Here is a 19,729-nt window from a genome sequence, read left to right on the forward strand (position 1 = left end):
TTATGAGATCAAAAATTTTATCAATTGCTATAATCATTTTGTTAGTCGGATGCACAAGTTCAACGAAAAAAAACGAAACAACAACGGTTACAGATACCACACAAACCACAACATTTAAACCGGTAGATTTCGAAGAACAATTAGTATACAATCGTGCCGTTGAAGCTGTTATTTGGGGAATGCCTGCAGTTAATTCAGAATTAATGCACGAAAGTTTATTAAAAGCAAAAGGAGATTATAATCAAATAATTTATTGGTCAGGATTGATTAGTTCAAAAAATCAAACACTGACGCCAAATCCCGATGTGATTTATATAAATCCGTTATATGATACAAGAAAAGGTCCGGTTGTTCTCGAAATTCCGCCCGTAGAAGGCATTTCATCCTTAACAGGCAGTTTAGATGATGGCTGGCAAACGGCCATTGAAGATATTGGTCCGGCAGGAGTTGACAAAGGAAAAGGAGGAAAATACCTTATTTTACCGCCCAATTATAAAGAGCCAATTCCACTGGGATATATTCCGATGCCGTCCTCAACTTATACCGGATTTGCAATTCTGCGCTCCAATATTACAGACGGAAGTGCAAATGATATTAAGAGAGCTGTTGAATACGGAAAAAAAGTAAAAATATATCCGCTTTCTGAAGCCGATAATCCGCCGCCAACGACATTTATCGATTTAATTGATACACCGTTTAGCAATACCATTCCGTATAACCTGCATTTTTTTGAAATACTAAACCAATTTGTACAAAGAGAAGACTGGTTAACGCGTGATATGGCAATGATTGATCAGTTAAAATCAATAGGTATAGAAAAAGGAAAAACTTTTCAGGCAGATACCAGAAGACAAGAAATTTTAAATGCGGCAATTAAAGATGCACAAAGATGGATTGATACAAAGTATGAAAAAATTTTTACACCTCCTTTTTATGAAGGAACAAATTGGGCATTACCGGCATCAGCGGATGTTGTTAAAAGTCTTCCTACCAATTACACACTTCCAAATCTTTATCCTGTAGACGAACGAGCCATAAGTTATTCGATTGCCTATTTTAGTGCGAAGCATTTAGGAACCGGACAATTTTATCTCATGACGACCAAAGATGATCAGAAGCAGTCTTTTGATGGTTCAAAACTATATAAACTTCATATTCCTGCCAAAGTTCCCGTAAAATTATATTGGTCTGTAACCGCTTATGATCGCGAAACACACGCTCTTATTCTTGGGATGAAATACTCCAGTCGTGCCTCAACATCGCCTGGGCTTCAAAAAAATACTGATGGTTCAGTAGATATTTATTTTGGAAAAAAAGCTCCTGAAGGAAAACAATCAAATTGGGTTCCGACCAATCCGAAAGGAAAATTTGAATTACTCGCACGCTTCTATGGTCCTGAAAAAGGATTTTTTGAAAAAAGCTGGAAGCTGGGAGATGTTGAAGAAGTAAAGTAAAAAAGGATTTTTTGACATGGATATAAAGGATATAAAACAAAAAACTTCATGGACAAAAAACACACAGATATAATCGAAAACTTATTTGATCCGGAAGCATCAAAAGCAACACGTTTTGAAAATGGCGTTGCAATTAGAAAAGTTACGCCACGTTCTGTTCATCAACAATGGAATCCATCTGAGAATAGAGAAGATCCGATTGAAATTTTGATTAAAACAAATATTGGCAGACTTGAAAATTTGTTACCCATACGATATAGCCGAATGATGGAATCGCCATTTGCTTTTTTTCGTGGAGCAGCGGCGATTATGGCAGCAGATTTGGCACAAACACCAAATACCGGAATTCATCTTCAGCTTTGCGGTGATTGTCATTTGATGAATTTTGGCGGATTTGCAACTCCGGAACGCAAACTGGTCTTTGATATAAATGATTTTGATGAAACATTTCCCGGACCGTGGGAATGGGATTTAAAAAGACTTGCAGCGAGTTTTGCCATTGCCGGAAGATGGAGAAAATTTTCGAATAAAAACTGTAAAGAATTTGCATGGAATGTGGCAGATAGTTACAAAAGACATATGCTGGAATACAGTAAATTATCGGCACTTCAAATTTGGTATGCCGATATTGATCTGGCAAAACTTATAGAATTAGGAGCAGACGAAGAGATAAAAGAATTTCAGCAAAAGCGAATTAAAAAAGCATCAGAGTATACGGCTCATGAAAAAGAGTTTGCTAAAATGACCTATCAGGATGGATATCGAGCCAGAATAAAAGACGATCCGCCATTGATTTTTCATCCCACAGGAGAAGAAGGAAAACGAATAATACGAGAGGCAGAAATTGCACACAAACATTATATCGAGTCATTGCCGGATGATAAAAAGGTTTTATTAAGCAGGTATAAACTGCATGACCTTGCAATGAAAGTGGTAGGTGTAGGAAGTGTGGGCACAATTTGCGGAATAAGTTTATTAATGTCAGCAACGGGAGAACCTATTTTTTTGCAGTTTAAAGAAGCCAGACAAAGTGTATTAGAATCAAATTTGAAAATAAAAAACAAGTACAAACATGAGGGAGAACGAATTGTTATGGGGCAAAAGTTAATGCAATCAGCTTCGGATATGTTTTTAGGATGGACAAATGATGATCAGAATAAATTTTTTTACATCCGTCAGCTTCGTGATGCCAAAGTAAAACCCGTTCTCGAAATCATGAAAGCCAGAAATATGGCAGATTATGCAAAAGCCTGCGGATGGGCATTGGCAAGAGCACACGCTCGCACAGGAGATCCTTCGCTATTATCAGGTTATCTGGGAAACAGTGACGAATTTGCAAACGCAATTGCAAAATTTTCTATTTCATATGCAGATCAAAATGATAAAGATTATAATAAAATGTTGCAAGCAATAAAAGAAGGACGATTACCAATTTCGGCTGAAATATAAATTTTTTAATAATAGTAAAAATGCTTAATGTGAGGAAAAATAAACTAATAAAAAAGAAATATTTTTATTACAAATTAAATTATTTTTTTTAAGTTTATACTTAGAAAAAATTATTTAATTATGGGTTGCTAAATGCGTTAAAGAAAAATGATTTATCTTTGTCAGTCTGCAACTAATTGTTTAATAGATATTTAACATCTTATTAAGCTTTTTACAAGCCATTTCCTCAGTTCATTACAGTTTGAAGCATTTTTTTTTAATAATTAGCAGTTATACTCAATTAATCATTAATTTAAATATCACAAAATGAACAAGAAAATCACATCTCTTAGAATAATCCCAATGTTTTTTTTGGGTTTAATTTACAGTTGCTCGCCAACCGTAAATGTTACATCAGATTATGACCATGCAGCTAATTTTAGCGAATATAAAACCTTTGCGGTTTATGATTTAAAAGCGCAGGAAGGTCAGGTAAACCAATTAAATGTAGATCGTGTTACCAATGCAATTCGTTCTGAAATGATAGCAAAAGGTTTTACAGAAAGCAGTACACCTGACTTAAAAGTAAATGCAGTTTCGATATTGAAAAACAAACAATCGGTTACGGCAAATTCTGATTTTTATGGCTATGGCGGTATGTACCGTCCATACGGATATTGGGGTGGCGGAGCCATGATGGGCGGCGGAACCACAACATTTAATACGTACGATTATGTAGATGGTTCTTTGGTAATTGATATTGTTTCTACTAAAACACAAAAATTGGTTTGGCAAGGTATAGGTAATGCACAAATTGATAGTAAACCAGACAATCCTGAAGAATTCATTGCAAGCTCGATCAAAAAAATATTGGCAGGTTTTCCTCCTGGTTTAGCCAAAAAATAACATGTAAGTTGTTATCGTTAGTTATTATAAATGAGATTATGCTTGTCTTTTCAGGACAAGCTTAATCTTTCAAAAAGCAGATAGTCCCATATCGAAGAAATAGTAATAACTGAAATTTAACCGTATGATTGATATAATACTTTCTCTTTTCTTTTTTATAGCGACACTGGTTGGTTTTGCTACATCTTTCATGGTTCTTTTTTCACGAAAAAATTACTCAAAAAGTTTTTTTTTGGGATTATTTTTGTTCAGTCTCGCCGTTGTCAGCATTTATAATTTTTATTTGTCAGCCAACATATTTAAACATTTTCCGGATCTTTTTATGATCACAAAATCGTTTATTTTTTTGGCGGCACCATCGGCATTTCTTTATGTGAGAACCATTTTGTTCTCCTGTAAAATATTTAAAAAATACGACTGGCTTCATTTTTTACCATTTCTGCTTTATTTTGGGTTAACCATTTTTGTCTGGATCGGTAACTATATCAATCTTCGTGCAATTGATTATATCTCTCTCAAAGTAAAAAACCCGTTTTCGATGTTAAGTCTCACAGTTTGGCTGTTATACGCTTTTTGTCAAACGATGATGATTTTAAATTATGATTTGAAAAAATTTAAAGAAAATCATTTTCACAGAGTAAAAGTGTTAAGCTGGATACGGGTTTATAATTTGATGACCTTGTTTTTGTTCTCGACGCTTTTTGTGCATTATTTTTTGACCAGTCAGGTTAATAATCTTGATTTCTCCTGTTATATTTTAATTTCTACAGTGCTGGTTTTTACAGTTGGCTGGCTTTATTTTAAGCCTCAGGTTTTTTATGATTTTAATAATGAACAAAATGATGATTTTAGGTTAGTAACCCATGATTCATCAGTATTAAAAACAAAAGAGATTAAAAATAACCTGCCATTAGTAAAAGAATTAACACCCGATAAAAAACAGGAATATCTGGAAAAACTGGATTATATTTTTTCTGCCAAAAAACTCTTTTTGAAAAAAGATTTTGTGATTCGCGATTTATCAGATGAAACCGGAATATCCGTACATCATCTTTCTAATTTGATAAATTCAGAATTTAATCTTCATTTTCAGGATTATGTAAATTTAAAAAGAATCGAATATTTTAAAGATAAGATTAATGATCCTGAATGGAAAGATTTGTCGCTCGAAGGAATGGCCTGGGGATCTGGATTTAAATCAAGAACCACTTGTTTTAGAGCTTTTATAAAGCATACCGGTAAATCTCCTTCAGAATATTTTAAAGTAATTAGAATTAATTCTGAAAAAGCAAGTGCATATATTTAAAATAATAAAGCAATTGCCGGGTCTCATTAATTTAAAAAAATACACGATGAAAACGAAATTTAACATAGAAAGACAAGCAGTAAAATCAATCTTAACGTTATTCCTTTTATTGATTTATTTTACAGGAAATGCGCAGCTCAAAGGCGGACATATTCTGGGCGCAATGGGTTTACAATCCGGAACGCAGACTCCTGAAAACACTTTAAGTCTGTATGTTCCCGGATATTTTTATACCGCATCCTGTTTAAGAGATGCCAATGGCGACGAAGCTTTGGCAAATCCGGATTTAAATATGGCTATTACCGGAGTTGGCGCTTCATGGGTAAGCAATTTTAAAATATTGGGCGCTAATTATGGCGCAACCGCTTTGGTTGCTTTTGCATCAAATACCATTCAGGGAAATAATGTAAACGTCAATAATTCTTTGGCATTTACAGATACTTATATTCAGCCGCTGCAATTAGGATGGCATCATAAAAGAGCCGATTTTGTTTTTAGTTATCAAATGTATCTGCCAACCGGTAAATTTACTGCGGGTGCTTCTGATAATGCAGGTTTAGGAATGTTTATGAATGAGTTTTCTGCCGGAACAACCTTATTCTTCAATGATAAAAAAACGTTTCATTTTTCTGCTTTAGCATCCTATGAAATTAACGGAAAAAAGAAAGATACCGATATTAAAACCGGAGATATTTTAAGTGTCGAAGGTGGTTTAGGAAAAACATTTTACATGATGAATACTGAAAAAACAGCGCCAAAATCAATTATTAATGCAGGGCTAATTTATTATTTGCAATATAAAGTAACAAGCGATAAAATACCTGTACCTGTAATTGGAATTGTTGAAGGCAAAAATGACAGGGTTGGAGGTTTGGGTGCCGAGATAAATTATTTACATATTGGTTGTATGACTTCAGCAGGATTACGCTGGATTGCTGAGGTAAATGCTGTAAACAGATTTCAGGGAAACACTTTTTTTGTAACACTTGCACATGTTTTTAGTTTGAAAAAAGAACAGCCGCAATAGCGCTATTTTGAAGTATTGGAAATAGGTTTTATGATGCCATAAATTCTTAATTAGTTTAAAATGAAATTCGGACACTAATATGAAAAACACAAAACTTTTCCTGAAAAATATAGGTATTAATGTTTTCTTTCTTTTGTCATTTAATCTAATGATGGGACAAAAGCCTCATATTAGTGTAAAAGATTCTCTTGACGGAGCATTCGATTTAAGCGATTATATTATTTATGCACACGGTTTTATTGTAATTCCAACGGTTATAACCGAGCCTGCTTTGGGTGGAATTGGAGGTGCGATTGTTCCCGTTTTTCTAAAAAAACATGCGCCGGTAATTGATGATAACGGTAAAAAAAGATTTGTAAATCCTGATATTACGGGAGGAATTGGAATGTATACCGGAAATAAAAGCTGGATGGTGGGCGCGTTTCGTTCCAGCAGTTTAATAAAAGAAAGAATTTTATATCGAATAATGGGTGGTTATGGTGATATGAATTTATCATTTTATGAAAATCTGCCTAACGGAAACGATAAAGAATTTAAACTCAATTTTAAATCATACGCCTTTTATACACAATGGTTAAAACAATTTCGAAACCCGAAATGGAGTGCTGGTCCGCAATATCTTTTTCTAAATTCAGATATTAATCTTCCTGAAGTTGATCTTCCTTCTTTCGCCACATTAAAAGACATAAAAAGTACCGTGAGTCAGTTTGGTGGAGCGATCCAGTTTGACGGACGCGATAATATTTTTACACCAGATAAAGGTATCAGATTACAATCGGATTTCTTTTGGGCAGATAATGCGATAGGAAGTGATTATGATGCCTGGCGTGTAAATTTGTCTGCAATTGGATATTATCCCGTAACTAAAAAATTAATTGGCGGACTCCGAATTGAAGGAGAACAAGCCTTTGGAAAACCGCCTTTTTATCTCTTGCCGGGAATTAATTTAAGAGGAATTCCAGCAGCAAGATATCAGGGAAAAACAAGTATAGTAACCGAAGCCGAATTTAGATGGGATGTGTACCGAAGATGGAGTTTAATGGCTTACGGCGGTCTGGCAAGTGCTTTTAACGATTGGGATCAGGCATTTGCAAAACCAGTCGTATATAGTTACGGTTCAGGTTTCAGGTATTTACTGGCACGAAAATTCAAACTCAGAATGGGTGTTGACGTAGCAAAAGGTCCCGAAGATTGGGCTTATTATATTGTTTTTGGAAGTAATTGGATGCGATAAAATCTCATAGCAAACCCGACAGGTTTTTAAAACCTATCGGGTTTATCTTTAAAAGGTGGTTTTTATTTATTCTTCCAATAAGGTTTCACAATCTTGTTTCCTTTCTGACATAAAAAAAGTAATATCACTGAGGCTATAGAACAAAATATGATTGCCTGAAAACTGCCTTCAGGACCAAATTCTCCTCCGGTAATCCATACAGAACCTACGGTTTTGGTAACCAATAAACTCTCTGTTTTTTCATTTCCTGATGTTATCGCGCCAAAAACACCAGATTGCATAAAATTCCATGCAAAATGAATCGCGATAGGAAACCATAAATTTCGGCTGTACATAAAAGCGGCGCCGAGTAATATACCTGCTTCAATGGCAACACACAATGCAGAAACTAATGTTGCGCTTGGATTTGCCAAATGCAGAGCACCAAAAATAATAGCCGAAATAATCAAAGCATTATAACTTCCTAGTTTTTCTTCTAAAACCCGGAAAAGAATACCGCGAATTAAAATTTCTTCGAGAATAGCAGCTGTAAAAGCTACCGTAAGCGGAATAATGATGAATGAAACAGGATTTACAGCAACAATATTAAAACCGCCATTTATATAAATAACTAAAATAGTAAGCGATTGTAAAATAACGCCAATCAAAATTCCGACGATTAAATTTTTGGCAAGATTGTTTGTTGCTAATTCAGTTACCTTTCTTTTTTCGTAGTATTTAAAAAAAAGAATATATCCGGTAATCGCCAGAGCTGACACGAAAATCCCTTTAATAAGATTTCGGTAATTGCGATCAAGAGACGTTAAACCTAACAGTTTGCCTATAACTTGTTGTCCGATAATGACCAAAGCCATTGTGACAATTAATGCAAGAATGATCTTGATTAACGGGAAATTAAATATTTTTTGTTTTGTAGTAAAAGGCTGAGCTTCCATTTTGATTTGGTTTTAATTTGAAACAAATGTAGAAGGTATAAAAACCAAAAAATAGAATGAAATTTGCCTCTCTTATAATTTTTGAAACTGTTTGGGTAAAAATCCTGTTTGATTTTTAAATGTTCTTATAAAATGACTTTGGTCTGCAAAACCACATTGGAAACTAATTTCGGTCAGATTTATTTTATTGGATTCTATCAGCGAAAGCGAACGATTTATTTTAATTCTTCGCATGTATTCGCCCAAAGTACAGCCAAAATATTTAGGAAAATGTTTCGATATCGTGATTGGATTTAGGTTTAAAACCTGCGCCAAATCCTGCAAATTCGGATTCTCATTCCAGCAATCGTTCAATAATTCGTTTAAGCTTTTTACCCAAAAAGGACTTTTTTCAAAGCGTTCCAAGTGTGAACCGGAATGTGTTAATTGTGCAAAAAGCATCGTGATCGTATCGCTCGAAAAAGCATCGGCAACGAGAGATTCCTTAAAAATTTTCAGAATTAAAAATTTAGTAAGCGTAGTATTTTGAACCGATTTTTCGAGTATACCTTCGCTTATCTGAAGTTCTTTTAAAAGATTTTCTTCAAGTTCGATATTGATGTTTTTAGACGGAAAAAGCGTGTCGTGATTTAAATGTAATTCGTCGCTGTGGTAAAATAATAACGAACCCGGACCCACAGTTTCACTAAAGCTTTTTCGTTTTTCTGAAGTTCCGCCTTTTAGAAAAAGTGTAATATGCGCATTATTATGCGAATGCCAGCCTTCATAAACCTTATCTTGATACTCCGTTTCTACAACAGCAATTCCTTGCGTATTGTTGAATATTTTTTTGGTATTGCCTAAGTATTTTTCTTTTTGCAGTTCGTACATTTTTGGATTTATGTGGCGCTGTTACGGCAGGCAAATTAATACTTTTTGGTGAACAAATAATGAGATTATATGTTGATTTTAAAGCACATACTATTTTTGCTAATTTTGTAAGGTTATATCGCTTAACAAAAACATTATGAAAAAATTAACGGTTATACATCGCACAAATTATGTAATATTTAATTGATTTGTAACAAATATAGATTCCAGGCTACTAATTAGTCAACTATTTAAATCATTGATTATGTATAAAATTACGTTGAAATCAGTTTTCGTTGCATCGGCTTTTTTAGTTGGTGTAAGCAGCTCTTTTGCACAAGACGTTTTGGTTAACTCACTAAAGTTAAATGCAAGTGATAAAAGTAAAGAGAACTTTAAATTCACAGAACAAATTAATTTGGGAACAACTTCGGTAAAAACGCAAGGTTCATCAGGAACATGCTGGAGTTATTCTACAAACTCATTTTTAGAGTCAGAAATGATTCGTTTAGGAAAACAGCCTGTAGAATTGTCTCAAATTTACTCTGCAAGAAACGTTTATGTAGAAAAAGGAATTAATTATGTGCGTATGCATGGCGCAGTTACTTTGGGTGACGGAGGTGCATTGCATGACGTAATTAATATGTACAAAAAATACGGAACCGTACCAAGGGAAGTTTACACAGGATTAAACTACGGAACAGATAAAAATAAATTTGGCGAAATGGCCGCTATTATCGAAGGTGTTTTGACTGCTGTGGTGAAGAATCCAAATGGTGAATTAACACCAAACTGGCAAAAAGCTTATGCAGCCGTTATCGATTCTTATTTAGGAAAAGTGCCGGATAACTTCATCTATAAAGGAAAAAATTACACGCCACAATCGTTTGCTAAAGAAGTAGTAGGAATTAATCCTGACGATTATATCGAAATGTCATCTTTTACAACGGCTCCATATTACCAAAAAACAACCATGATGGTACCGGACAACTGGTCATTCGATCAGGTTTACAACGTAAAAGTAAACGACATGACAGATGTTATCGACAATGCTTTGAAAAAAGGATATACTGTAGCGTGGGCAACTGACGTAAGCGAGAAAAGCTTTAGCTGGAAAAATGGTGTAGCTTATGTTCCGCAAAAGAAATTCGATGACATGACCGTCGAAGAAAAAGCAGACATGTTTAACGGACCAAAACCAGAACCGGAAATTACTCCGGAAATGCGTCAGGCTGCGTTTGACAACTACACAACAACAGACGACCACGGAATGCACATTATTGGTCTTGCAAAAGATCAAACCGGAAGAGAATATTACATCGTAAAAAATTCTTGGGGAGAAACAAACGACTACAAAGGTTTCTTATTCGTAACCAAAAATTTCGTAAAATATAAAACGACTGCTTTAATGGTGAATAAGGGTGGAATTCCTACTGAGATTGCTAAGAAGTTGGGGGTTTAATAAGAGGGTTTTTTAAGAGATAGAAAAGCGCTGCAAGTAATTGTGGCGCTTTTTATGTTTATTCTTCAAACACATTGAGAAGCTTATTTGGCGTTTTTTTTGAATATTATTTTACTTTCATTTGATTTTTTCGGCTATTACATATGCAATTGAATTTTTTTTGGTGTGGCTAATACTAACATGCCAAGAAGTTATTCCAAGATTGTCGGATCTTTTTTTCACCTCTCCAAATAATTCAATGAATGGTTGACCATTTTTTGATTGTAAAGTTTGAATATCTTTTAATGAAAGTCCATCTTCCATGCCTATTCCTAAACATTTTAATACTGCTTCTTTTACAGCGAATCTTCCAGGAATAAAATTTGATTTTTTGTGAGTATTGTATAAATCTATTTCTTTTTGAGAGAAACATCTTTTTTGTAATTGCGCATTCGAATTCCATTTCAGTTTTTTTATTAAGGAATGCTCAACAATATCACAGCCAATACTAATTATCATATTGATATAATTAAGTTTATAAACTTAACTCATAAATAGCAGTCTTTTCTATCATGTTGAAATGTATATTTCCGCCATTGTTTTTTACTAAGTCATTGAATAATGAATATCCTTTTAATATTGCACATTCCCATTCTTTCTTACTTCGTTTAGCTACTTCGAAAGTAGATGTCAATTCCTTAATTTGTTTTAATAGAGAAGAACTGATTTTAGTTTGATTTTTGAAAAAATCTTTTTGTTTAGCTTTATTAAATATAAGTAGAGAAATTGCTTCTTCCGTAATTGTTGCTCTAGCTCCATCTTCAAATTCGTCAACAGTAAATATGCTTTTCCTTTTTCTTTTCATCATTGCTCTTGTACATGGAGACCATCCTAACATAGTTGCAAACGTGTAATGAAAGACATCATGAAATCTATACGAATCAGCTTCTTCAGAGTTGTCGTCAATAATATCACCAATTTGAGTTCCATTGATTGATACCTTAGTTTTAAATCTTGCATCAACTTTTAATGAAACAAAATTCACAGTATATTCTCTTAGAAGCTGTTCATGCTCTTCAAAATTTGAATCGAAAAAAACTATATTCTTTTTCATTTTATGGATTTTTGAGACGTTTAATTGTTTTATTTAAACTATCAATTTTAACATTTAGATCGATAATCTTAGATTCCATTTTTTTATACATAGAATCAGAACTAATTTCAATTGCCTTATTATTATAACCAAACTCAACTGCTTTTTCCATGTTGTTATGATCAGTCCAAAATTTGACATTAATACCAATTACAAGAGTTAAAATTGCAAGACCAACCCATTCTATTTTTGTTAAATGATCTTTTAAGGTATCAATTCTAGAACTAAGTACATTTGGTGAAGCTAATTCATTTTGACTCAATGCTTCAACAGGTTCATTAGGTATTTTTTCTTGATGTTCATGCTTTCCTTTGTAATCATCTGTCTTACTAATATCCGCAAACCAAATAGGAAAATATTTTTCTCCACTACTTAAAATTATAACAGCGGGTCCAGCATTATAAACAGAAAATAATAACTTACCTTCAAATCCAGGATCTACATGAAATCCCGAAACATTTACAAGACCTTTAAATTTAATTCCTGCCTTTATTGAAATGAAGGCAATTTTATCTTGGGGGACTTTTACTGTTTCTTCTGTAAGAAGCAAAGCAAATTGTCCAGGAGAAATATATATTTTTTCATCCTTACTCAGCGTTTTTACTGTCCTTGGTTTACTATCTGTCTGAAATACTTGATTACCTAATGATAATTCATAGGCAGCATTTTTTATATTTGCTTCCTTATAAGGTACAATTACATCTGTTGCCTCAAGAATTTTTATTAATTTTTTGTTACCTACAAATGCCATTTACTACTAAGTTTTAACAAAGTTACAATAGTTATCTGTTATTTCATCTAAAAACCAGATAATTACAATCAATCTTTTCAATACTTTTGTTTAATAAAACTAAATGTTTTTATTTATATCCCATTTAGGAGGGAACCAAAAATCAATAGGTTGTTGGTTCATTTTAAATGTTTGTTTTATTCTTAATCTATCGCTGTTTCCCATTATATCAGGATGTTTGACTCTAGCGTATTTATCTACCTCACAAAAGATGTTTTGACAATCTATAAGTTGTAATCTACGACCCCACAATGTTCTGAAAGATAGTTCCAGCCTTTCGAATTCTTTTTCTTGTATATCGGTCATAAATTTTATGATTTCAACATTACTTAATCCACCTGTATCACTAAAACATTTACTTATGCCTCCTTTTGCTCCAGGTCCAGCTACAACAAATTCAGACTCAGAAAAACTTAAAATAGGCGAGTAGTTAATATCAATAACAAGTTGATAAGCTAAAAAATCACCTAGCCCAGGAAAGCTCTTTAATAATTCAAAACACTGTTGCATAGTTTTAAAAGACATTAAAAGATCATGGGTGTTTTTATTTATTATTAGTTCAATTAATTTAAGATGATTACTATGTTTTCTTAAATGTCCAAAATATGATTTACATGAAGACATAATATACGCAGCTGAATAAATTGTATTTTTTGAAATAGCATCTGACAAAACTCTATCGTATTCTTTAAAATTGTAATCTTCCCACGTCAAATTAAAATTAACAGAAAGTAACTCCCATGTTTCAATTTTGTTAAATAATTTAAATAATAATATTCTAAATAAAATTTCTTTTGGAGAATTTGGTAGATTCTCATTATAAATTACATGTTTTATTAAATATTGACTAACTCTATCACTGGCTCTATAAACATTAGTAAACTTATATTTATTAATGATTGGATCTGAAGTAAACGGGAAATCCATACCTTGAAATCTATTGAAAAAGACTTCTTGTCTTAAAGAAGCAAATTTCCAATAGGAATCAAACACTTCAGTTGTTTTTGCTGGTGCCAATGGCACATGAATAATAATTTTACTTTCTTTAGCTTTTAAAACTAATTTTTCCTTTAATTGCTCCATATTGCAAAAATAGCAGTTAATTACTCACAGACTATATTTTCCTTAATATTTTGTAACAATTTTAGACCTTCCTTTTTCCCCAAATAATCAAGTTGCTCCACACCTACAAAACAATTGAATTTTTCAAATTCTAAATTCATTTCTTTCGCCATAAATTGTCCTAAATATATTAAACCTAGCCAATTCCCATATCCTCTTTCATACAAATATTGTATCGCATAAAAACTGTTTAATATTAATCCTCCATTTTTATTCACATAAAATGTTACATGTTGTAAGCAAGGGAATCCTTGGTATGGTAAATCAGTATGGTCATATCTTGGATCAAAAATAGATGCTTGTAATTTTGATCTCCTAACACCTTTGTCTTTTAGATAAGAAGATATAATAGTTTCTAATTGATTTTTATGTCCATCATATGAAATTAACCTTTCAAAATATGTTCCATTTCTATTCTTTGAGCTTGCTTTTTTTATGCGTATTAAGTTAGTTTTGTATCTTTTGTATAATTCAAAACGGTCATATTGCAAATATTGATATAATGATTGTGGAAATATCGTTTCAGCAACAGTTTGAATAGTTGCTTTTTGATTGTCTAAAAGACTTTTGTCTAATATTTCTCTAATTTTTATATCTTCTTCGAACCCTGTCAAGGTAATTAAAAATGGTGTAAGTTCTTTATGTTTGCTATTGACAGTTAACTCAAGCGTTTTATACCATGCTTTTGATAAATTTGTCTCCTCTACTTGTTCAATCATCTTATTTGTTTTTTTAGTTCTCTAAATGGCGATATTCTGAAAGGCCAACATATCTTTCATTTTGTATTCTGATAAAACAGGAAATTTCGTCATTTGTAGCTCTCGATATTCCAGCTTTTATTGATTTATAAGCAATCCCTAAAGATGTAACTTTAAATTCTTGTAAATGATCACTTTTAATTTTTATTGAGGGTGGTAAAATGATATAATTGTTGACTTCTAAATCAATGATTTTTGGATCTGATTTTCCATCAAGAATTTTAAAATGAGTATTTTCAACTTGTTCTCCGAATATGCTTTTTAACAATTTTGCAGGTGTATATTTCAAAAGAGATTCAGCTTTTGATTTACTAATAATTTTATTTGCACGACAATGTACTATTAGCGTTCCATAACCTGTCCCAAAGATTGAAGAAATCGTATAGAATTCGAAAGGACCAACCTCTTCTGGAATCCAGTTTCTCTTAACAAATTCAGCCTTTATAGCTATGATTGGCATTAGTAGCGCTCCGGCAAACATATCTACTAATTTTTCCTCTTCATTATTAGATGAAAATCCATTACTATTTAATTCATCCACTTTTGTTCCATGGTTAAAAACATGATGTCCAAGTTCATGTGCGCAAGTATAAGCCCTTCTTGGCATGGGGCGAAGACTTGAAAGTAAGATAGTTGAGTAAGATGAAGTATTCTTTATATACATTCCTTCCATATTAATATCTGCAAATCTTACATCTAAACCTAATTTTGTGCATGAATCAAAGATATTAATTGGCTCATGCAAACTAAGTTTAAGTGTATTTCTAATTTCACCAGCCATCCTTACTGCTTGCATATAAAGAAAATCCATATTTTAACGTTTTTTAGGAAGAATTTTTAAAATATCCATTACCTTTTTTAAATCTTCTTCACTTAATTTTTCTAATTCTCTAGCGGCCAGTTTAAATTGTTCTGTTTCTTCTTGGGAATCTTGAAGCAGTAACCAATTACTATCAACCTTATATAAATTGGCAAATTGAATTACTTCTTCGGCACTTACTTTTCGATTACCTGCTTCAATTTCAGAGATTGCTGGCCGTTGAAGTTTTAGCTGGGTTGCTGCTTGGGCCTGTGACAAACCAGATGATATTCTAGCTTCTTTAAGTCTTTCAGCAATTTTTTCCCGACTTGAACTCGCATTATTATTTTCCATAGTCTTTTCCTTCTTTAATCAGTTTTTTAGCCGCTTCTATTATTGATAATTGTTTTTTAGATTTTTTATCATGAAATATATAACAATCGTGAGGGATTTCTACTTTTAATTTGATGGATAATTCGGATATTACATCAATGAGAATTATGCTAGATATGCCTGAAATATTTCCAGGACAACTATTACTGTTGATTTCACCTCGAATTCCTAAAAGTTTTTGTGTGTCAGTGATAACTTTTACAATCTCATTTTCTACTATTTGTTGACTAAGTGTTACCATTTGTATGATTTTTATACAAATGTAGTAAGAAAATCTTACCAAGCAAATTTTTTGTGAACTTTTTTGCTCTCATTGTTGTAAATAATCTACTGTAGTTGAATTTGTTAGTGATGTTTGCAAAAAAAAGAGGCTTTGTAAGAGCCTCTTTCTTGATTATATATTTTATGAAAAGAAATCCTACTTCCCTTTCAACAGCTTCTCTAAATATTCTACTTTTTCTTTTTCAGCCAAAACCAAACGCTCATAAAGTTCCACAACTTTATCAAGAGGATTAAATGAGCATTGATGATTTACCGTTGGTCCAGCATTAATAACAGATCCTTCATAGTTATTTTGGATATTGTTTAAAATAGCTTCTTCAGAGAAATTTTTAATAGCTTCAGCCGAAACACCTAATATTTTAGCAATTGCCTGAAGTTTTTCATCATCAATTGTTTCGCTGTTTTCCATAATCGAAATAGACTGTTGGCTCACGCCTAAAGCATACGCTAGTGCTTCTTGTTTCATATCTTGAAGTTCACGAATACGGCTAATTTTTCGCCCTATATGATTTGGTTTTGTTAGTGTGCTCATAATTCAAAGATATTTAAAATTCTTGAGAAAATTATTTGTGTTGTAAGATACTAGATTGTATTTGTGCGATACATTTTTTGTGTGTTTCTTTTTTTGTTTAATTACAGAGTTGTTAAACAAAAATACAATTTTTCGTACACGTAACAAGTGCCTTTTGTCATTTCGACCGAAGGGAGAAATCACACAAGAAGTTCCACAATCATAATCGCCAATCTTCGTCGAGTTACGTGTGTGATTTCTCCTTTCGGTCGAAATGACAACATAATCAACTCAATGATTATTGTGGATTCTAATTTGCAGTTTTATCAAAAAAAAATACCACTTACAATTTGTAAGTGGTATTTAATAAGCTCCCCCTCTTGGGCTCGAACCAAGGACCCTCTGATTAACAGTCAGATGCTCTAACCAACTGAGCTAAGGAGGAATCACCTTAAAGGTAAATATGTTTGCTAAAAAAAGTTGCTCCCCCTCTTGGGCTCGAACCAAGGACCCTCTGATTAACAGTCAGATGCTCTAACCAACTGAGCTAAGGAGGAAGTTGTTGCTCTTTTTAGCGAGTGCAAATATAGTCGAATTTTTAATTCTCCAAAAATATTTTAACTCTTTTTATTAAATATTTTTACTTGCCTACAATTGCCTTGTAAATATCGTTTCCGTTAGCAAACAAAAGCAGCGTGATAAGTAATACGAAACCAACCATTTGGGCGTTCTCAAGGAATTTATCGCTTGGTTTACGACCACTAATTATTTCGTATAATAAAAACATCACATGACCACCGTCAAGTGCCGGAATTGGCAATAAATTCATAACTCCAAGCATAATCGACAATAAAGCGGTAATCGACCAGAACGTTTCCCAGCTCCAAGAAGTAGGGAAAATATTAAAAATCGCCGCAAAACCACCTACTTGTTTATATGCTTTTGTTTCAGGATTAAAAATCATTTTCAATTGCTTGCCGTAACCTACTAATTGATCCTTACCTTTTGTAAGTCCAACCGGAATAGATTCGAAAAAGCTGTATTCTTTTGTGCTTATTTTATAGTAACCAAGTTTTTCTAAAGATTCCATACCCAAACCACCGGTAATAACACCTAATTTTCCTGTTGCCGAAACCTTTACAGTAATTGGAGTTTCTTTTAAATCTCGTAATACAACTGCCGGAATAGTTTTTCCTTTATTAGCTTCTAAAACAACTTTTGCTTCATCAAAATATTTTATTTTTTGACCATTCAGGCTTACAATTAAATCTTTTGGTTTTAGAGATGAATTTCCTGACTCTTCGGCAACTTTACCTACAACAAATGGCATTCTAATACCTACAAGTAATCCTTTTTCGTGTTTTGATAACTGATCTACAAAATCATTCGGGATATTGATCGTTTGCTGTTGTCCGTTTCTTTCAATCAATACATGTTTCGACATGATGACATTCATGTTCATATCATTGTCAAAATTCTCAACTTTTTTACCATCGATAGAAATAATTTTATCTCCGGTTCTAAATCCTGCTTTAATCATTGCGGGATTTTCAATGTAAACACCATCTTTCAAATCAGAATTTGCCACATAAGTATCGCCATAAGCAAACGCCATTCCGATATAAATAATAAATGCCAGGATAAAGTTTACTGTAACACCGCCCAACATAATAATCAAACGCTGCCAAGCTGGTTTCGAACGAAATTCCCAAGGTTGAGGTGGCAAAGCCATTTGTTCCTTGTCCATACTTTCGTCGATCATTCCAGAAATTTTCACATAACCACCAAGCGGCAGCCATCCAATTCCGTATTCTGTTTCGCCAATTTTCTTTTTTAACAGCGAATATTTAACATCAAAAAATAAGTAAAATTTTTCAACTCTCGTTTTAAACAATTTTGCAGGAATAAAATGTCCTAATTCGTGAAGAATAATAAGTAAAGATAAACTCAATAGAAATTGAGAGAGTTTGATAACTATATCCATTTTGTATTTTTAGTTCGTAATTTAACGCACAAAAGTAACGTTTCTATTTTAATTTAATAGTGCAAGATAATACATAAGGTTTTAAATGTTTGTTAATTAATAAACATTTAGATTTCTACTTTTAAGAAGAAGCTTTAACTTTACTTTTTTATACACTACCATACCAATTGGTAGCTCAAAACCATTAAAAGTTACAAATTATGGCTTCATTGTTATTTTCTCCTCTTACTATAAAAAAAATTACCTTAAAAAATAGAATCGTTATATCGCCTATGTGCCAGTATTCTGCAATTGACGGATTTGCAAACGATTGGCATTTGGTTCACTTAGGAAGCCGTGCCAGTAGCGGAGTTGGTTTAATTATTCAGGAAGCTACAGCGGTTTCTCCCGAAGCCCGAATTTCTCCTTCCGATTTAGGAATCTGGAAAGACGATCACATTCAAAAATTAAAAACAATCAACGAATTTATCGTTTCTCAAAATGCAATTCCCGGAATTCAGTTAGCACACGCAGGACGAAAAGCAAGTGTTTCAGCTCCCTGGCTGGGCAATAAAAAGTTAGATTTCGCTCAGGGCGGATGGCAAACCGTTGCGCCAAGTGCAATCGGGTATCATGAAGACGAACCGTTTCTTCCTGAAGCTTTAGATAAAAACGGAATTCAAAAAGTAATAACTGATTTTAAAGCAGCAACAAAAAGAGCTGTCGAAGCCGGATATCAGGTTTTAGAAATTCACGGCGCACACGGTTATTTATTACACCAGTTTTTATCGCCTTTAACCAACACAAGAACCGATGAATATGGTGGAATTTTCGAAAACAGAATCCGTTTTACCTTAGAAATTGTAGAAGCAGTACAATCAGAATGGCGTTCAGATTTACCTTTGTTTGTTCGAATTTCAGCCACAGATTGGGCAGAAGGAGGATGGAATCCGGAAGAATCTGTGAGACTTTCGGCAATCTTAAAAGAAAAAGGAGTAGATTTAATTGACGTTTCATCCGGCGGATTAGTTTCACATCAGCAAATACCGCTGCATCCTAATTATCAGGTACCGTTTGCAGAAAAAATCAAAAAGGAAGCGTCCATTTTAACCGGAGCCGTTGGTTTGATTACGCATGCCATACAAGCCGAAGAAATCTTGCAGAACAATCAGGCCGATTTGGTTTTATTCGCCAGAGAATCTTTAAGAAATCCGAATTTACCTCTAGATTTCGCCAAAGATTTAAACGAAGATATTTTATGGCCAAAACAATACGCAAGAGCTAAAATTTAATAAATTATTTACCCACAGATTTTCATGATTAAAAGGATTTTTAAAAATAAAAGTTTGCCACGAATTTCACGAATTGTATTGACTTC

At 33.1% G+C, this 19,729-nt stretch carries 20 protein-coding genes and 2 tRNA genes; 8 read left to right on the forward strand and 14 right to left on the reverse strand.

The genetic code is table 11. The features are described 5' to 3' along the window. Nucleotides 1–2 precede the first annotated feature (2 nt). The 6 genes from OLM54_RS17195 (at nucleotide 3) to OLM54_RS17220 (ending at nucleotide 7,355) form a co-directional block, all read left to right on the forward strand. Nucleotides 3–1,454, forward strand: a complete 1,452-nt coding sequence (locus OLM54_RS17195) for a DUF1254 domain-containing protein (RefSeq protein ID WP_264535795.1) — start codon at nucleotides 3–5, stop codon at nucleotides 1,452–1,454. A gap of 48 nt (nucleotides 1,455–1,502) precedes the next feature. Continuing rightward, nucleotides 1,503–2,903 carry a DUF2252 domain-containing protein gene (locus tag OLM54_RS17200; protein WP_264535796.1) on the forward strand — a complete coding sequence of 467 codons (1,401 nt, stop codon included), beginning with the start codon at nucleotides 1,503–1,505 and terminating at the stop codon, nucleotides 2,901–2,903. Between the two features lie 306 nt (nucleotides 2,904–3,209). After that, complete coding sequence (locus OLM54_RS17205; RefSeq protein ID WP_264535797.1) at nucleotides 3,210–3,788, forward strand: DUF4136 domain-containing protein; 579 nt, start codon at nucleotides 3,210–3,212, stop codon at nucleotides 3,786–3,788. A 283-nt stretch (nucleotides 3,789–4,071) separates the two neighbouring features. Next, complete coding sequence (locus OLM54_RS17210) at nucleotides 4,072–5,094, forward strand: helix-turn-helix domain-containing protein (protein WP_264535798.1); 1,023 nt, start codon at nucleotides 4,072–4,074, stop codon at nucleotides 5,092–5,094. A 46-nt stretch (nucleotides 5,095–5,140) separates the two neighbouring features. Beyond that, the gene (locus tag OLM54_RS17215; RefSeq protein WP_264535799.1) at nucleotides 5,141–6,121 is read left to right on the forward strand and encodes a transporter; all 981 of its coding nucleotides are present in this window, start codon (nucleotides 5,141–5,143) and stop codon (nucleotides 6,119–6,121) included. 79 nt (nucleotides 6,122–6,200) lie between these two features. After that, nucleotides 6,201–7,355: a BamA/TamA family outer membrane protein gene (locus OLM54_RS17220; protein ID WP_264535800.1), complete on the forward strand. Its 1,155-nt coding sequence runs from the start codon at nucleotides 6,201–6,203 to the stop codon at nucleotides 7,353–7,355. A gap of 62 nt (nucleotides 7,356–7,417) precedes the next feature. Here OLM54_RS17220 and OLM54_RS17225 read toward each other — a convergent pair whose 3' ends face one another. Together OLM54_RS17225 and OLM54_RS17230 are read right to left on the reverse strand one after the other, a co-directional pair. Then, nucleotides 7,418–8,290 carry a CPBP family intramembrane glutamic endopeptidase gene (locus OLM54_RS17225; protein WP_264535801.1) on the reverse strand — a complete coding sequence of 291 codons (873 nt, stop codon included), beginning with the start codon at nucleotides 8,288–8,290 and terminating at the stop codon, nucleotides 7,418–7,420. Nucleotides 8,291–8,362: 72 nt separating this feature from the next. Further along, nucleotides 8,363–9,160, reverse strand: a complete 798-nt coding sequence (locus OLM54_RS17230) for a helix-turn-helix transcriptional regulator (RefSeq protein WP_264535802.1) — start codon at nucleotides 9,158–9,160, stop codon at nucleotides 8,363–8,365. Nucleotides 9,161–9,404: 244 nt separating this feature from the next. Here OLM54_RS17230 and OLM54_RS17235 point away from each other — a divergent pair, with 244 nt between their 5' ends. Beyond that, nucleotides 9,405–10,601 (forward strand): aminopeptidase C, encoded by a 1,197-nt coding sequence (locus OLM54_RS17235; RefSeq protein ID WP_264535803.1) that lies wholly within the window; start codon nucleotides 9,405–9,407, stop codon nucleotides 10,599–10,601. 117 nt (nucleotides 10,602–10,718) lie between these two features. Here OLM54_RS17235 and acpS read toward each other — a convergent pair whose 3' ends face one another. The 12 genes from acpS to rseP form a co-directional block, all read right to left on the reverse strand. Further along, nucleotides 10,719–11,099, reverse strand: coding sequence for a holo-ACP synthase (gene acpS, locus OLM54_RS17240; protein WP_264535804.1), 381 nt, complete (start codon nucleotides 11,097–11,099; stop codon nucleotides 10,719–10,721). Between the two features lie 16 nt (nucleotides 11,100–11,115). Beyond that, nucleotides 11,116–11,694, reverse strand: coding sequence for a nucleotide pyrophosphohydrolase (locus OLM54_RS17245; RefSeq protein ID WP_264535805.1), 579 nt, complete (start codon nucleotides 11,692–11,694; stop codon nucleotides 11,116–11,118). 1 nt (nucleotide 11,695) lies between these two features. Then, nucleotides 11,696–12,484: a dCTP deaminase domain-containing protein gene (locus tag OLM54_RS17250; RefSeq protein ID WP_264535806.1), complete on the reverse strand. Its 789-nt coding sequence runs from the start codon at nucleotides 12,482–12,484 to the stop codon at nucleotides 11,696–11,698. A gap of 99 nt (nucleotides 12,485–12,583) precedes the next feature. Next, nucleotides 12,584–13,606 (reverse strand): nucleotide kinase domain-containing protein, encoded by a 1,023-nt coding sequence (locus OLM54_RS17255; RefSeq protein WP_264535807.1) that lies wholly within the window; start codon nucleotides 13,604–13,606, stop codon nucleotides 12,584–12,586. Between the two features lie 20 nt (nucleotides 13,607–13,626). Next, entirely contained in the window at nucleotides 13,627–14,364 is a 738-nt protein-coding gene (locus OLM54_RS17260; RefSeq protein ID WP_264535808.1) for a hypothetical protein, read from the reverse strand. A gap of 13 nt (nucleotides 14,365–14,377) precedes the next feature. Continuing rightward, the gene (locus OLM54_RS17265; protein WP_264535809.1) at nucleotides 14,378–15,214 is read right to left on the reverse strand and encodes an ImmA/IrrE family metallo-endopeptidase; all 837 of its coding nucleotides are present in this window, start codon (nucleotides 15,212–15,214) and stop codon (nucleotides 14,378–14,380) included. Between the two features lie 3 nt (nucleotides 15,215–15,217). Further along, on the reverse strand, nucleotides 15,218–15,556 hold the full coding sequence (locus OLM54_RS17270) for a helix-turn-helix domain-containing protein (protein WP_264535810.1): 339 nt from the start codon (nucleotides 15,554–15,556) through the stop codon (nucleotides 15,218–15,220). Further along, entirely contained in the window at nucleotides 15,546–15,836 is a 291-nt protein-coding gene (locus tag OLM54_RS17275; RefSeq protein ID WP_264535811.1) for a hypothetical protein, read from the reverse strand. The genes OLM54_RS17270 and OLM54_RS17275 overlap by 11 nt, the downstream gene beginning before the upstream one ends. Nucleotides 15,837–16,013: 177 nt before the next feature. After that, on the reverse strand, nucleotides 16,014–16,409 hold the full coding sequence (locus OLM54_RS17280) for a helix-turn-helix domain-containing protein (RefSeq protein WP_264535812.1): 396 nt from the start codon (nucleotides 16,407–16,409) through the stop codon (nucleotides 16,014–16,016). Between the two features lie 350 nt (nucleotides 16,410–16,759). After that, nucleotides 16,760–16,833: transfer RNA gene (locus OLM54_RS17285), tRNA-Asn, on the reverse strand. 38 nt (nucleotides 16,834–16,871) lie between these two features. Next, a tRNA-Asn gene (locus OLM54_RS17290) sits at nucleotides 16,872–16,945 on the reverse strand. An 83-nt stretch (nucleotides 16,946–17,028) separates the two neighbouring features. Beyond that, nucleotides 17,029–18,372, reverse strand: coding sequence for an RIP metalloprotease RseP (gene rseP / locus OLM54_RS17295; protein ID WP_264535813.1), 1,344 nt, complete (start codon nucleotides 18,370–18,372; stop codon nucleotides 17,029–17,031). Between the two features lie 200 nt (nucleotides 18,373–18,572). Between rseP and OLM54_RS17300 the strand changes: the two genes are divergently transcribed. Further along, entirely contained in the window at nucleotides 18,573–19,643 is a 1,071-nt protein-coding gene (locus tag OLM54_RS17300) for an NADH:flavin oxidoreductase/NADH oxidase (RefSeq protein ID WP_264535814.1), read from the forward strand. Nucleotides 19,644–19,729 lie beyond the last annotated feature (86 nt).

The sequence above is a fragment of the Flavobacterium sp. N1736 genome, assembly GCF_025947065.1.
Classification (GTDB): domain Bacteria; phylum Bacteroidota; class Bacteroidia; order Flavobacteriales; family Flavobacteriaceae; genus Flavobacterium.

Excerpts from the sequence above, each read along its gene's own strand:
- OLM54_RS17195 (WP_264535795.1), top strand. The coding sequence starts at position 3 with ATGAGATCAAAAATTTTATCAATTGCTATAATCATTTTGTTAGTCGGA.
- OLM54_RS17200 (WP_264535796.1), top strand. The coding sequence starts at position 1,503 with ATGGACAAAAAACACACAGATATAATCGAAAACTTATTTGATCCGGAA.
- OLM54_RS17205 (WP_264535797.1), top strand. The coding sequence starts at position 3,210 with ATGAACAAGAAAATCACATCTCTTAGAATAATCCCAATGTTTTTTTTG.
- OLM54_RS17215 (WP_264535799.1), top strand. The coding sequence starts at position 5,141 with ATGAAAACGAAATTTAACATAGAAAGACAAGCAGTAAAATCAATCTTA.
- OLM54_RS17220 (WP_264535800.1), top strand. The coding sequence starts at position 6,201 with ATGAAAAACACAAAACTTTTCCTGAAAAATATAGGTATTAATGTTTTC.
- OLM54_RS17225 (WP_264535801.1), bottom strand. The coding sequence starts at position 8,290 with ATGGAAGCTCAGCCTTTTACTACAAAACAAAAAATATTTAATTTCCCG.
- OLM54_RS17230 (WP_264535802.1), bottom strand. The coding sequence starts at position 9,160 with ATGTACGAACTGCAAAAAGAAAAATACTTAGGCAATACCAAAAAAATA.
- OLM54_RS17235 (WP_264535803.1), top strand. The coding sequence starts at position 9,405 with ATGTATAAAATTACGTTGAAATCAGTTTTCGTTGCATCGGCTTTTTTA.
- acpS (WP_264535804.1), bottom strand. The coding sequence starts at position 11,099 with ATGATAATTAGTATTGGCTGTGATATTGTTGAGCATTCCTTAATAAAA.
- OLM54_RS17245 (WP_264535805.1), bottom strand. The coding sequence starts at position 11,694 with ATGAAAAAGAATATAGTTTTTTTCGATTCAAATTTTGAAGAGCATGAA.
- OLM54_RS17250 (WP_264535806.1), bottom strand. The coding sequence starts at position 12,484 with ATGGCATTTGTAGGTAACAAAAAATTAATAAAAATTCTTGAGGCAACA.
- OLM54_RS17255 (WP_264535807.1), bottom strand. The coding sequence starts at position 13,606 with ATGGAGCAATTAAAGGAAAAATTAGTTTTAAAAGCTAAAGAAAGTAAA.
- OLM54_RS17260 (WP_264535808.1), bottom strand. The coding sequence starts at position 14,364 with ATGATTGAACAAGTAGAGGAGACAAATTTATCAAAAGCATGGTATAAA.
- OLM54_RS17265 (WP_264535809.1), bottom strand. The coding sequence starts at position 15,214 with ATGGATTTTCTTTATATGCAAGCAGTAAGGATGGCTGGTGAAATTAGA.
- OLM54_RS17270 (WP_264535810.1), bottom strand. The coding sequence starts at position 15,556 with ATGGAAAATAATAATGCGAGTTCAAGTCGGGAAAAAATTGCTGAAAGA.
- OLM54_RS17275 (WP_264535811.1), bottom strand. The coding sequence starts at position 15,836 with ATGGTAACACTTAGTCAACAAATAGTAGAAAATGAGATTGTAAAAGTT.
- OLM54_RS17280 (WP_264535812.1), bottom strand. The coding sequence starts at position 16,409 with ATGAGCACACTAACAAAACCAAATCATATAGGGCGAAAAATTAGCCGT.
- rseP (WP_264535813.1), bottom strand. The coding sequence starts at position 18,372 with ATGGATATAGTTATCAAACTCTCTCAATTTCTATTGAGTTTATCTTTA.
- OLM54_RS17300 (WP_264535814.1), top strand. The coding sequence starts at position 18,573 with ATGGCTTCATTGTTATTTTCTCCTCTTACTATAAAAAAAATTACCTTA.